General features: G+C 24.2%; 14 protein-coding genes. 12 read left to right on the top strand and 2 right to left on the bottom strand.

Annotated features, from left to right (window positions below; translation table 11 throughout):
* The first annotated feature begins 222 nt into the window (after positions 1 to 222).
* The 3 genes from CLTHE_RS10830 (at position 223) to CLTHE_RS10820 (ending at position 3656) form a co-directional block, all read left to right on the top strand.
* The gene (locus CLTHE_RS10830) at positions 223 to 957 is read left to right on the top strand and encodes a MurR/RpiR family transcriptional regulator (protein WP_341456361.1); all 735 of its coding nucleotides are present in this window, start codon (positions 223 to 225) and stop codon (positions 955 to 957) included.
* A 126-nt stretch (positions 958 to 1083) separates the two neighbouring features.
* A complete protein-coding gene (locus CLTHE_RS10825; protein ID WP_080023433.1) occupies positions 1084 to 2523 on the top strand; it encodes a glycoside hydrolase family 1 protein in 1440 nt (479 codons plus the stop codon).
* A 296-nt stretch (positions 2524 to 2819) separates the two neighbouring features.
* On the top strand, positions 2820 to 3656 hold the full coding sequence (locus CLTHE_RS10820; RefSeq protein ID WP_080023431.1) for a deoxyribonuclease IV: 837 nt from the start codon (positions 2820 to 2822) through the stop codon (positions 3654 to 3656).
* Between the two features lie 282 nt (positions 3657 to 3938).
* Here the strand turns inward: CLTHE_RS10820 and CLTHE_RS10815 are convergent, their stop codons facing one another.
* The gene (locus CLTHE_RS10815) at positions 3939 to 4646 is read right to left on the bottom strand and encodes a Crp/Fnr family transcriptional regulator (RefSeq protein WP_080023429.1); all 708 of its coding nucleotides are present in this window, start codon (positions 4644 to 4646) and stop codon (positions 3939 to 3941) included.
* Between the two features lie 204 nt (positions 4647 to 4850).
* Between CLTHE_RS10815 and CLTHE_RS10810 the strand changes: the two genes are divergently transcribed.
* The 9 genes from CLTHE_RS10810 to CLTHE_RS10770 all read left to right on the top strand — a co-directional run bounded on the left by CLTHE_RS10810 (position 4851) and on the right by CLTHE_RS10770 (position 12628).
* Positions 4851 to 5036 (top strand): hypothetical protein, encoded by a 186-nt coding sequence (locus tag CLTHE_RS10810; protein ID WP_002598448.1) that lies wholly within the window; start codon positions 4851 to 4853, stop codon positions 5034 to 5036.
* Between the two features lie 173 nt (positions 5037 to 5209).
* The gene (locus CLTHE_RS10805) at positions 5210 to 6112 is read left to right on the top strand and encodes a patatin-like phospholipase family protein (RefSeq protein WP_080023427.1); all 903 of its coding nucleotides are present in this window, start codon (positions 5210 to 5212) and stop codon (positions 6110 to 6112) included.
* An 86-nt stretch (positions 6113 to 6198) separates the two neighbouring features.
* Positions 6199 to 6363, top strand: a complete 165-nt coding sequence (locus tag CLTHE_RS10800) for a (2Fe-2S)-binding protein (protein WP_080023426.1) — start codon at positions 6199 to 6201, stop codon at positions 6361 to 6363.
* A 247-nt stretch (positions 6364 to 6610) separates the two neighbouring features.
* Entirely contained in the window at positions 6611 to 7735 is a 1125-nt protein-coding gene (locus CLTHE_RS10795; protein ID WP_080023425.1) for a sensor histidine kinase, read from the top strand.
* Between the two features lie 10 nt (positions 7736 to 7745).
* The gene (locus CLTHE_RS10790) at positions 7746 to 8363 is read left to right on the top strand and encodes a response regulator transcription factor (RefSeq protein ID WP_080023424.1); all 618 of its coding nucleotides are present in this window, start codon (positions 7746 to 7748) and stop codon (positions 8361 to 8363) included.
* Between the two features lie 143 nt (positions 8364 to 8506).
* Positions 8507 to 9442 (top strand): ABC transporter ATP-binding protein, encoded by a 936-nt coding sequence (locus CLTHE_RS10785; RefSeq protein WP_080023422.1) that lies wholly within the window; start codon positions 8507 to 8509, stop codon positions 9440 to 9442.
* A gap of 10 nt (positions 9443 to 9452) precedes the next feature.
* Positions 9453 to 10577: an ABC transporter permease gene (locus tag CLTHE_RS10780; RefSeq protein WP_080023421.1), complete on the top strand. Its 1125-nt coding sequence runs from the start codon at positions 9453 to 9455 to the stop codon at positions 10575 to 10577.
* Positions 10574 to 11716, top strand: a complete 1143-nt coding sequence (locus CLTHE_RS10775) for an ABC transporter permease (protein WP_080023420.1) — start codon at positions 10574 to 10576, stop codon at positions 11714 to 11716. Before CLTHE_RS10780 ends, CLTHE_RS10775 begins: the two co-directional genes overlap by 4 nt.
* 114 nt (positions 11717 to 11830) lie before the next feature.
* Positions 11831 to 12628, top strand: coding sequence for a hypothetical protein (locus CLTHE_RS10770; RefSeq protein ID WP_242945641.1), 798 nt, complete (start codon positions 11831 to 11833; stop codon positions 12626 to 12628).
* Positions 12629 to 12657: 29 nt separating this feature from the next.
* On the opposite strand, the gene ilvA is transcribed toward CLTHE_RS10770, so the two are convergent.
* Entirely contained in the window at positions 12658 to 13857 is a 1200-nt protein-coding gene (ilvA, locus tag CLTHE_RS10765; RefSeq protein WP_080023419.1) for a threonine ammonia-lyase, read from the bottom strand.
* Positions 13858 to 14186 lie beyond the last annotated feature (329 nt).

Here is a 14186-nt window from a genome sequence, read left to right as displayed (position 1 = left end):
GATATTTGTATTTTGATATATATTATATTTAATATGAAAAAGGTATGAATTGAATATTTTATAGTTATTGCTTAGAAAAATAAAAAAAACTATTTAATAAAAATAATTTCAAGAAAAAATATGTTAAATAATAACTAATTCCTATAATAAAAAGCTATAAAATATATGATAAAATAATAACAACAAAAATAGAAAATATTATAAATTTTATAGGAGGGAAAAATTATTTTAAATATAGATATAAATAAACTAAATAATTTAGAAGTAGAGATTTACAAATACATTTTAAATAACAAAGAAAAAGTTCCATATATGACAATAAGAGAATTATCTGAAGAAATTCATATATCTACAACTTCTATTTTAAGATTTTGCAAAAAATGCGGAGTTGAAGGGTTTTCAGAATTTAAAACTGTTTTGAAAAGTAATAATAATTTATATAAAATAGAAAAGTCTTTTGGGGAAGTTGATATTTTAGATGAATTTTCTAAAAATCTACCTATGATAAATAAAAATATAGAAGAAGTAGCAGAAAAGGTAAAAAGAAAAGATATAATTCTTTTTATTGGTTTTGGAAATTCTGGAGCGATAGCTTCTTATGGAGCAAAATATATGGCTCATTTTGATAAATTTACAATAAGTATAGATGATCCATATTATAATTTAAATGCTAAAGCTTTAAATAATAGTGTGGCAATAATAATATCTGTATCAGGGGAAAATATATCTAGTATAGAAATAGTTGAAAAGCTCAGAAGTATTGGAATAGAAACAATTTCTATAACAAATAAAAAAACGAGTACTTTAGCAAAGTTAACTGATTATACAATTAACTATTATATTAGTAGAGAAGGATATACATATCCAGATAGTAAATTTTTAGAATATGGAGATGTAACATCTCAATTGCCAACTATATATATAATAGAAAGATTATCTAAAATTATAGGAAAATAATATAAAACATTGTGTTTTTTTATAGTAACAAATAACTAAAGAAAGATATTTGTTACTATATTTTTATTTAAAGGATTTTTAGAAAAATGTTGTGATAAGATAAAGGCAAAGAAAGGGGATGTGTTTATGAAATATGATAAGTTAGATAGTTTTGATAAAAATTTCCTATGGGGCTCAGCTTCAGCAGCATATCAAGTAGAAGGTGCATTTGATAAAGATGGAAAAGGAAAATCAGTTTGGGATATATATTCTAAAATTGAAGGAACAACTTTTAAAGGAACAAATGGTGATGTTGCAGTAGATCATTATAATAGATATAAAGAAGATGTAGCTTTAATGAAAGAATTAGGACTTAAAGCTTATAGATTTTCAATTAGTTGGGCAAGAATTTTTCCAAAAGGAAAAGGAGAAATAAATAAAAAAGGATTAAAGTTTTATAGCAATTTAATTGATGAATTAATAAAAAATAATATAGAACCTATTGTTACAATATATCATTGGGACTTGCCACAAGCCTTAATGGATGAATATGGTGGTTGGGAATCTAGAAGTATAATTGAAGATTTTAATAATTATTGTATTACTTTATTTAAGGAATTTAAAGGTAGAGTAAAGTATTGGGTAACTTTAAATGAACAAAATATATTTATAAACTTTGGATATGGAATAGGAATGCATCCACCAGGAGTAAAAGATTTAAAAAGAATGTATGAAGCAAATCATATAGCAAATTTAGCTAATGCAAAAGCAATTTGCTCTTTTAGAGAAATAATAAAAGATGGTATGATAGGTCCAAGTTTTGCATATAGCCCAAGTTATTATAATTCACCAAATCCAGAAGATGTTTTAGCAGGTGAAAATGCAGAGGATATGAATTCAAGTTGGTGGTTAGATGTATATTGTAATGGTAGATATCCTAAATTAACTTGGAAATACTTAGAGAGAAAAGAGTTAACTCCTAAAATAGAGGAAGGAGATTTTGAGCTTTTAAAATTAGGTAAACCAGATTTTATAGGATTAAATTATTATCAAACTACTACATTTGAAGAAAATCCTTTAGATAGTAATATAGCAGAAGGTAATTTTAATAATTCTGGTAAAAAAGGTTCATCAAAAGATAGTGGAATACCAGGAGTATATAAAACTATAAAAAATTCATTTTTAGAAACAACTGATTGGGATTGGACTATTGATCCAGAAGGATTAAGAATAGCTTTAAGAAGATTAACAAGCAAATATAATTTACCTATTTTAATAACTGAAAATGGATTAGGTGCATTTGATAAAGTTGAAGATGATAATAAAATACATGATGAATATAGAATAGATTATTTAAAAGCACATGTTAAAGCATGTAAGGAAGCAATAACTGATGGAGTAGAGCTTTTAGGATATTGCACATGGTCATTTACTGATTTATTAAGTTGGTTAAATGGATACCAAAAAAGGTATGGATTTATTTATGTTGATAGAGATGAAAATGAGGGTGGAACCTTAAATAGATACAAAAAAGATAGTTTTTATTGGTATAAAAATGTTATAGAAACTAACGGAGAAGATATATAAATTAAAAACTTCCACGAAATTATCGTGGAGGTTTTTCTTTATTTATAAAAATATGAACAAAAATATTCTATTAATTCAAAAAGATGTAATTAATTTGATCGAAAATTACAAGGATAAAAATAGTATAATTAAATCTATAACTGTATTTTATAAATATGTAGTATTAATTAGTAATATTCAATATTAAATAAGGAAGTAAAATAGTTAAATTGGATAAATTAATAATATAGTTTAAATAAAAATTCTATGTTAGAATATTATTATTAAATAATTAATATTAGTTAGGAGAGTTTATAATGTTAAATATAGGATGTCATTTATCAACTACAAAAGGTTTTGAACATATGGGAAAAGAAGCTTTAAGTATAGGAGGAAATACTTTTCAATTTTTCACTCGTAATCCAAGAGGCGGAAAAGCTAAGGAAATAGATCAAAAAGATATAGATGGGCTTTTAAAAATTATGAAAGAAAATAATTTTAGCCAAATTTTAGCTCATGCACCTTATACTTTAAATGCTTGTTCAGGAACTGAAAGTACTAGACAATTTGCAATTGAAACTATGAAGGATGATTTAGAAAGAATGGAATATTTACCAAACAATCTTTATAATTTTCATCCTGGAAGTCATGTAAAGCAAGGAGTTGAAGTTGGAATTAACTATATTGTAGATATGTTAAATCAAGTTTTAAAACCTGAACAAACTACAACAGTTTTACTTGAAACAATGGCTGGAAAAGGAACAGAAGTTGGAAGAACATTTGAAGAAATTGCTGAAATTATAAGTAAAGTAGAATTAAAAGATAAAATGGGAGTATGTTTAGATACTTGTCATATTCATGATGGTGGTTATGACATAGTAAATGATCTAGATGGAGTTTTAGAAGAATTTGATAGAGTGATTGGGTTAGATAGATTAAAAGCTATTCATTTAAATGATAGTAAAAATCCAATAAATAGTCACAAAGATAGACATGAGAAAATTGGTGAAGGATTTTTAGGAGAAGAAGCGATAAAAAGAATAATAAATCATCCTAAATTAAAAGGAATACCATTTTTCTTAGAAACACCAAATGATATTGAAGGATATGCAAAAGAAATCGAATTATTAAAGAGTTTGTATACTCTAGAATAGAAAATATTAAAAATAATTTATTTAATTTTAATATTAATTAACAAAAAAACAAAAAAAATTGATCTAAATCAATGTTTTTTTGTTCTATTAATGGTATTATTTATATAGTACCAAATGACATAGGTTTATTAGCGAAAATTAATTGGTACGATGCTAATAGATCAGTGAATACAAAATATTTAAATTTTGTATAGTGACATAGTAGAGTTTATATATAATTTAAAAGTAAAAGCCTTTACAAATCGAAAAAGACTGTTCTGCCTTAGAGAACAGTCTTTTTTATTATAAGTAACAAAGTTTTTCATTACAGTATTTACAGCCGAGCTTTTCTTTTACATAATCTAAATCATTTATAATTATAAAACCATCTTTTTTTGATAATATATTCTTTTTTCTTAAATTAGAAATTGTTCTTGAGACAGTTTCTTCAGTTATATCTAAACATTTTGCAATATTAGTGTTAAATATCTTTTTTTTGATAACATGATAATCATCTATTTTAACTCCATAAGTATTATAAGCTCTTAGAAGTATAGATAAAATAGCATCTTCAGTTTTGAATATTTGTAAATCTCTTAATTGATAGAAGTTTTTTTCGTGGAATAGACCATAAAACTTATAAAGCTTGTACATAAGTTTTTCATCTTTATAAATTACATTTTTAAAAGTATCTATAGATACAAATTCTATAGTTGAATCAAAAGAAGCACTTATATTATATGATGATATTTCTTGTTTTTCTAAAGAGCATTCTTCAAACATACTACTTAAAAACAATATTGCATTAGAACTATAGCAACCTAAGGATAGTTCTCTTCCTGCTTGGATTGAAGTATTATAGTTAACCATACCATCTGTTAATATAGCAATTTTTTCATCTAAAAAATCATCTAAGAAAAGTATTTCACCTTTTTTTAAATGTACTTTTTTAGAAGAATATTTTAAAAGTTCTTTACCAAGGTCTCGTCTAAAATCTAAAAATTTACTCATATCATCCCTCTTTTGTTTTTTTGAATTATAATTAATTATATCATATGTTTTGTTAAATTTAGATTATAATAATGTTATATATATTATATGTTTTGTTAAATTTAGATTATAATAATGTTACGAGAAAAATAATTATATTTATAATACTTGATTTAATTATGGAAAATATATAGATTATAAATAATAAAAACTAGGAGGTTTTTTATGGGATTCATAGATAGAATGTCTAAAGATGAAAATGAGGATAGAAAAATAAAAATGGATAGTTCAAGATTGCCTGTTAGAAATATGCTAAAAAAGGGTTTACCTTTAGATTTAGTAGCAGAATTGTTGAATGTAGATATTGAAATTGTTAAAGCATTAAGTGAAGAATTAGAAAATGAAAAATAAAAATAAGCCATTACAAAATAAATATTATTTGTAATGGCTTATTTTTTAATATATGAATTAGTATAAAATGCATTAGAAATAATTAGAATTGAAAAAAGAAAATTTTAATATATAAATTACTATAAAATAAATGGTATAATATACAAAATCAAACTGAAAAGAGGGGAATGATTATGAGGATAGGATTAGTTTTATCTGGAGGTGGAGGAAAAGGTGCTTATGAGCTTGGAGTATGGAAGGCACTTACAGAGTTAGAACTAGACAAATACATAGAAGTTTTTTCAGGAACTTCTATAGGTGCTTTTAATGCGGTTCTTTTTGCACAAAATGATATGAAGGCTGCGGAAGCTTTATGGGATGAAGTTACTATGGAAAAATTAGCTCCAATAAGTAAGGCACAACTTTTAAAAAAAGGATTTGAATTAGCAATTGGGGGAAGACACATAGAACTTATAAAGAAAAGAATGGCAAAAATGATGGAAGAGGGAATTGCTCCAAAAGATGGAGCAAAAGAAATAATTGATAAATATTTAAGAGTAGACAAGGTAAAAGAAAATAAAAGAATTTGTTATGCTGCTTGTACAGAGCTTCCAGATTTTACTGCAAAGTATTTTAAATTAAATAATTATGATGATGAATTAGCGAAAGAAATAGTAGTTGCATCTGCAACTTTACCAAGAATATATAGTTGTACTGAAATATTAGGAAATAAATATATTGATGGAGGAGTAGTTGATAACACTCCTATTCAACCTGTTTATGAAGAAGATTGCGATATTATAATAGTAGTTCATTTATCAAAAGAGAATTTTATAGACAAATCTTTGTATCCGAAAGCAAATATAATAGAATTAGCTCCACGACATTTAAATGAAAATATGATAAAAGGAACTTTAAATTTAGATATGGAATGCAAAAGAATGAGAATAGATGAAGGATATAAAGATACTATAGAACTTTTAAAGCCAATAATGCTAATGGCAAAAATGAAAAGTGAAGTAGAAGAAAAAGAAATGCATCCTAAATTATATAAAGCTTATAGTTGGATTAAAGATAAAACTAGAAAAAATAATTAAAATTTAATAATAATTATTATTGATTAATTCTGAGTAATATAGTACAATTTGAATAAAGAAAGATATATTAATTGGAGGAAAAAATTATGAGTAAAATGATATGTGGATGCATGCAAGTAGATGAAGATACAATAAAAGCTGCTATAGCTGATGGAGCAGAAACAGTTGAAGATATAGAAGAAATGACAGGAGCAGGATCATGCTGTGGAAGATGTGTTCCAGCAATAGAAGGTATTTTATTAAAGAAATAATTGAATTATAAAATTAAAAAGCTGCTATAAAAGTAAAATGCTTTTATAGTAGCTTTATTTTTTTATAAAAAATAAATTTTATTAATATGTATATGATAAGTAACAATAATTTCAAAAGAATAAATAATTATAATATTAAACATAAAAGTAGTATTAAAATATTAATAAGCTTTTATGTTTTTTATTGTTTGTAATTACTTGTAATAATGGATATACTTATTATAAATAAAATTTGGGAGAATATTGAATGGATTTATTTAAGCTAGATATAGATGTTGAAAATATAGTGATGAGAGCTATTGCATGTATAATATTGATAATGTTTAATATTAATTTAAAGGGTGATGAGTTTTATATAATTTTATACATATTAACAGGATGTATATTTACATTGACACAGGAAATATCTAAAAATATTAATATTAAAAAATTAATGTGTGTTTTGAATTTTATTTCTGGAATAATATTTTTATTTAGTGGTTTTAGAGTATGTGCTATTGTACTTATAGTATTAATATTAGAAATGTTGGTGCAAATAAAATTTGGAGAAATTTTAAGCATAATTATTATGGTAGTGAGTGTATTAGCTGTAAATATAAATAGTATAGATAAAATAATATATATAGTAACTATTTTAAATACTGTATATATTCTTAAGAGTTTAAAATATACAAAAGAGAAGTTGAGAATGGAAAGAAAAGAAAATGATATTCTTAGAGATAAGCTTTATTTAAAAGTAAAAAAGTTTAATGATTATATAGAATTTAGTAATCAAAATGTTAAGATGGCAAAGCTTGAGGAAAGAAATGAAATAGGAAGAAAAATGCATGATAAAATAGGGCATGTTATAGCTGGATCTTTAATGAGATTAGAAGCAGCAAAAATAGTTTTAAACTCTAATCAAGAAAAAGGAATTGAAATGATAGATGAATCGATTTCTAATTTAAGAACTGGAATTAATGACATAAGAGAAATAATTCATAAGATAACGCCTAAAAATGAAGAACTTGGCGTAAGCAGGATAAAAAATATATTAAAAGATAAACTTTTAAATAGTAGTATTAATTTAATGTTTAATGTAGAAGGAGACATAAAAAATGTATCCTCAAATAATTGGATTATTATTGAGAATATTGTAGTTGAATTATCTACAAATAGCTTAAAATATTCTAAATGTAAAAACATAGAGGTAAAAATTCAAGTTTTGAATAAGATAGTAAGAATAAGTTTTAAAGATGATGGGATAGGATGTAAAAATTTTAAAGCTGGATTTGGATTAAAAAAGATAGAGGATGAAGTAGTACGAAATGGAGGGCTTATAATAATAAATAGTGATATTGGGTTTGAAGTAATAGTAAGCTTAAAAATCTAAGGGGGTTAAAATGAAGATTAATTTAGTTATAGCAGATGATGATAGTTTGATAAGAGAAAGCTTAAAAATAATTTTAGGTTCATATGAAGATATAAATATTATGGGAACTTTTAGTGATGGTTTAGAAGCACTAAAATTTATAAATGAAAATGATGTTGATATTGCAGTTTTAGATGTAAGAATGCCAAATTTAAATGGAGTTGAAACAATAAAAGAAATAAGAAATGAAAAAACTAAATCAATAGTATTAACTACTTTTGATGAAGATGAGTATATAGAAAAGGCTTTAAAGTATGGAGCTAAAGGCTATATTTTAAAAAATACTGAACCAAAACAAATTATAGAAACAATAAAGATGGTTTATAGAGGAAAATCAGTAATTCAAGAAGAAGTTTTAGAAAAAATAAAATATGGATTATCTATAGAAGAAAAAGAAGATTTATCAAAATTTACGCAAAGAGAAATAGAAATAATAAAAGAAATAACTAATGGATTAAGTAATAAAGAAATTAGTAAAAAATTATTTATTTCAGAAGGAACAGTAAAAAATTATATAACTTCTATTTTACAAAAAACAAATTTAGATCATAGAACACAAATAGCAATTAAATATTTAAATAAATTATAAGCTTATATGACTTTTGTCATATAAGCTTTATTACTTTATTCAGATTAAAAACAATTGGTATTTATATATACTTAGATTAGAGAAAGAAAAGAGTATATATTTATAGATTCTTAAACTAAATAATTAAAGTGGAGGGAAAAAATATGGATGCAATAAAAATAGATGGTTTAATAAAAAGATTTGGTGATTTCATTGCAGTAGATAATATCAATATAAATATAAAAGAAGGCGAAATATATGGATTACTTGGACCAAATGGAGCAGGTAAAAGTACAACTATAGGAATAATGTGTGGGCTTTTAAAGCCAACTAATGGGAAAATAGAAATTTTAGGTGTAGATGTAACTAAATCTATGAAAAATCAAAATAAACTTATAGGTTTAGTTCCACAAGAAATAGCACTTTATGGTGAACTTACAGCTTATGAAAATTTGAAATTTTTTGGACAACTTTATAATTTAAAAGGAAGAGAATTAGAAGAAAGTATAGATAGAGTTTTAGATTTTATAGGATTACAAGATGTTAAGAAAAAGGTAGCAAATACTTTTTCAGGAGGAATGAAGAGAAGGCTTAATATAGGATGTGCACTTATTCACTCACCTAAGATTGTTATAATGGATGAACCTACAGTAGGAATAGATCCTCAATCAAGAAATCATATATTAGAATCAGTTAAAAAGTTAAACGAATCTGGTGTAACAGTAATATATACAACTCACTATATGGAAGAGGTTGAGCTTATATGTAATAAAATAGCTATTATTGATAAAGGAAAAGTTATAGCAGAAGGAACTAAAGAAGAACTTAAAAATATAGTAAGTGATACTAATAAATTAGTTATATCAGTAAATTATATTGATAAATTAAATTTAAATAATTTAAAAAGTATTAGAGGTGTTAGATTAGTCGAAATAGTTGATGGAAAATTAGAAATAACATCTTCTAAAGAGATTAATAATTTAAATGAAATATTAATGGAGCTAAGTAAAGAAGATATAGAAATACTAGGAATAGAACAAAAAGAAATAAATTTAGAGACAATATTCTTAGCTTTAACAGGAAGAAAGCTTAGAGATTAGGAGGAGGATTATGAGCGCAGTAATTAAAAATGTTATTTTAAGAGTTTTTAGAAATCCTAAATACTTAATTTTTTCAGCTCTATTTCCTATATTTTTAGTTCTTATATTAGGAAATCTTTTATCAAATGCAAATGATTCAGTTTCTTTTGAACAAAAAACTGTGTATTATATGCAAAATAATCCAAGTTCTCAAATAATGACAGACTTTAATGCAGTTAAGGACAATATTGATAAAAGTGATATTAAATTTGATTTTAAAAAGGTAAGTAATAAAGAAGAAAGTTTAAAAAATGTTGATACAAATGGAGATATATTTCTAGAACTTAATAAGGATAGTATAAAAATATATGTAAATAAAAATAATGAAAAATATTACACATATTTAGATGCTATTTTTAAAAGTGTAGATAAATCCATTGAAACAGGAAAAGAGATTTTTAAGATTTCTCCAGAAAAAGCAACTAGTATTTTAAAGTCCAATGAAAATATAAATGTAAAAGTATTACCAAAAGAAAGAGCACCAAGCGGATTTGACTATTATTCAGTAGCAGAAATAACTATGATGTGTCTTTATATAATGTTATTTCCTATATCAGGCTACTTTGAAGATAAAAAAAATAAAACTAGAGAAAGAATGAAAATTGCAGGGATTTCTAATAAAAAATATTTTTTAGGTTCAATATTAGGATATTGCATACTATCATTTTTAATAACAGCTCCAGGATTTATTTTTACGAAATTTGTACTACATGCTAATTGGGGGACTCAGCCTCTTTTATATTATGTAGCAATACAATTATTAGCATTTATGATAATTATCCTAGGAATGATAATAATATACATTTTTGATGATATGGACAAAATAATTGGAGTAATTCAAGGTATTATTTTCCCAATGTTATCATTTCTTGGAGGAGCTTATATTAGCATACCTTATGGAAAAAATACTTTAGGAATATTTGGTTATATAACTTATATATCGCCTATAAGATGGATAAATCAAGGTATATTTTTAAGTATATACAATGGAGAAAATAGTTTTCTTATAAAGACAATGATAGGATTTTTAATAGCTATAGCAATATTCTTAGTTATATTATTACAAATAACTAGAAAGGATGAGGCAAGAATATGAGTGTGATATTAAAGTTAATTAAGCATAATTTAAACCTTATGATATTTAAAAAGAAAAGTAAATTTATATTTACAATAATATTACCTATAATTGCAGTTGTGGTTATTTCAAAATTAATGTTAGGTAGTAGCGGTATGCTTAAAGTTGGTGTTGTAAATAATGATAATACAGTTGTTTCAAATTATTTAGTAAACCAAATAAAAGATAATAAAAATATAGATATTATATCTATGAAAAAATCTGAATTAAATTCGAATTTTGCAAGTAATACAATTCAATCAGCAGTAGTAATAGATAAAGGATTCGAAAAAGAATTATCTAAAGGGGATTTAAAAGGAATAGATATTATAGGAAAAGAAGGAGATGAAACTTATAAGCTTGTACAAGGAATTATATCCTTAGATGTAAGTAATATGGCCAAATTAGGAAAAGTAAGTCATAATGAAACTCAGTTTTCTAATTTAGTAAAAAACTATATGAGTAATAATTTAAATGTAGAAAGAGGAGTATTAAAAGGTGGAGGAGTAGATTACGAAGCTTCAAGTATATTTATTGGATTTTTAATTATGTTTATATTCTTTAGAGCTATGTCAGGTGCTAACAGAGTAAATGAGGATAGAGACCAAAAAGTTTTTTCAAGAATATTTGTTTCAAGTATAAAACCATGGCAATATTATTCTGCTAATATTTTAGCAAGTATATTTTGTATAGCAATACAAGTTATTATTTCTGTAATTGCAGTTTCTTATTTTAGTAATATAAACTTTGGAATGAATTTAATTACTCTTAGTTTTATATTAATAATTGCAGGTCTTATAGCAGTTTCAATAGGAACAGTTTTTGTTTCTATAACAAGAAATACTCAAGAAGCTTCAATGATAACAAATGTTGTAACCTTTGCTTTGGTTATGGTAGGAGGATGTTTTATTCCAGTTTCAATATTTCCTAAAATAATGGCTGATATATCGAAATTTCTTCCTACAAGATGGGTAATGGATATTATATATAATATTCAAACAGGGTCTAGTTTATTGAGTCAGTGGAAATATTTAATAATATTATTATTATTTAGTATTGCGTTATTATTAATATCTGCATACTTTACAAAAAGAAAAGATAAAAGTTTTTTAGAAGTGTAAATTTAAACAATAAGTTAAACTTTAAAATAAATACTATTCTATCATTAATAAAATAATATAATTAAAGCACTAGAACAGTGTATTTTTAATTTATATTTGAAAGGAAAGAATAGTATGAAAAAGATGAAAAAGCATACTAAAGAAACAGTATTAACTGGAATAGTGCTTATAGCATTATCTGCATTTTTATATTTTTTACATTATAAAATATTTCATGATTTACATCATACATTAATATTTCTTTTTGAAGATATAGCATTTATTCCAATAGATGTTTTCTTTACAGCTTTAGTAATAGAAAAGTTTTTAGATAAAAGAGATATTGCACACAAGCTTGAAAAGCTTATAATTATAAAAGGAGTTTTCTTTTCCGAATTAGGAGATGAAATTTTAAAAGAGTTTGCTAAATGCGATAAAAATGTAAAGTTAATTTCAGATGAAGCTCATATTAGTAAAGAGTGGGGAAAAGAGGAATTTAAGAAGCTTGAGAAGCTTTTAAAAGATTATGATTTTGAAGTAGAAGTTGAAAATTTAGATATAGAAAAAGTATCAAAAATTTTAAATGATAAAAAAGATTTTATTATTTCAATAATAACTAATCCAACTTTGATGGAGCATGAAAGTTTTTCAGATATGGCTATATCATTATTTCATTTAAGAGATGAACTTCAAGATAGATATTTTAAAATGGAATATGAATGTGGATGTTATGATAGACAACATTTAGCAAAAGATATAAAGGTGTCATATAGACTTATGGTAAATGGATGGGTTATGTATATGAAACATTTAAAAGAAGAATATCCTCAATTATTTGTTAAGGAAATGATAAATAATCCATTTGATAATAGGTCATTTGAAGAAAAATTTGAAGTTTATAAATTAAAAAGTAAGAATAAAATAAACTCCTAGGATTTTACCTAGGAGTTTTTTTATAAAAATTAATACATTTGCGTTATTATATATCCATTATCCATTAGATTAGTTTTAATTCTTTCAATATGTTCAAGTCCATTAGTTTCAACAGTAACTTCAAGTTGAACATTTTTTAATTTGTTAGCAGCTTTAAATTGATTATGATCTAACTTAACTACATTTGCATGTGAGTCACTTAGAATTTTTGCAATTTGCATAAGTTGTCCTGGAGTATTAGGTAATTCAAGTGTAAAACAGAATAATCTATTTCTTTTAACAAGTCCACTATTAATTAATGATGTTATAGTAAGCATATCAATATTTCCACCACTAATTATAGATACAACATTTTTATTTTTTACTTTTAATTTATTTAAAGCAGCTAATGAAGCAGCACCAGATGCCTCTGCAACTAATTTATGTTTTTCGCTTAGAACTAAGAAAGCATCAACTATTTCAGAATCATTTACTTCAATTATTTCATCTACATATTCTTTTATATAAGAGTATGTTAATTCTCCTGGAGACTTAACAGCAATACCATCTGCAATAGTATTTACACTTTCTAAGTTTACTATTTTATCACTATAAAAACTTTGTTTCATTGCATTTGCACCAGAAGCTTGTACACCTATTATTTTAATATTAGGATTTATTTCTTTTGCAGCAAGTGATATTCCACTAATAAGGCCTCCGCCTCCAATAGGACAAAGAATTATGTCTACATCTTTTAATTCTTCAAAAATTTCTAAAGCTATAGTACCTTGTCCATATATTACATCAATATCATTAAAAGGATGAATAAATGTCATACCTTCTTCTATTTCTATTTGTTTAGCAGCACTATAAGCATCATCATAGCATTGTCCACTAAGAATAACATTTCCACCTAAATCTCTAGTTGATTGAACCTTTAAATATGGCGTTGTTTTAGGCATAACTATAGTTGATTTAATATTAATAAAATTGGATGCGTAAGCAACACCTTGAGCATGATTTCCAGCAGAAGAACAAACTACCCCTTTTATTTTATCTTCTTCTTTTAGAGATTTAATTTTATTTAATGCGCCACGAAGTTTGTATGCGCCTGTTATTTGTAGATTTTCACATTTCATATAAACATTATTATTACAAGATTTTGAAAATACATTACTATAAAGTAATGGTGTTTTAACTATTATATCCTTTATATTTTCTCTTGCAGCTTTTATATTTTCTAAATGCATAAAAATTCACCTCTCAAATTAAATTACTATTTAATTATACAATATATTTATAAAATTTAACAAATATCCAAAAAGTAGATATTTTTATGGAAGTTAAAAGAATATTTTAATTAAAAATTTACATCTGCATAAAAGAAAATAAAAAAAATTAATATATACTGTAGTTAAAATTAAAAGTGAGAATGTAAAGTATGAATAATAATAAAAAATTATGTTTATTTTTAGTGTTATTTATAGTATCTAATTTTGTGCCATTTTATATTTATATAAATAATATACCAATATATATAATTTGGATAAGTAATTCAATTTTAACAATGTATTTACTT

Origin of the sequence: Clostridium thermobutyricum DSM 4928 (assembly GCF_002050515.1) — a bacterium.
Lineage (GTDB): Bacteria > Bacillota > Clostridia > Clostridiales > Clostridiaceae > Clostridium > Clostridium thermobutyricum.
This window is presented reverse-complemented; position numbering and strand designations above follow the sequence as displayed.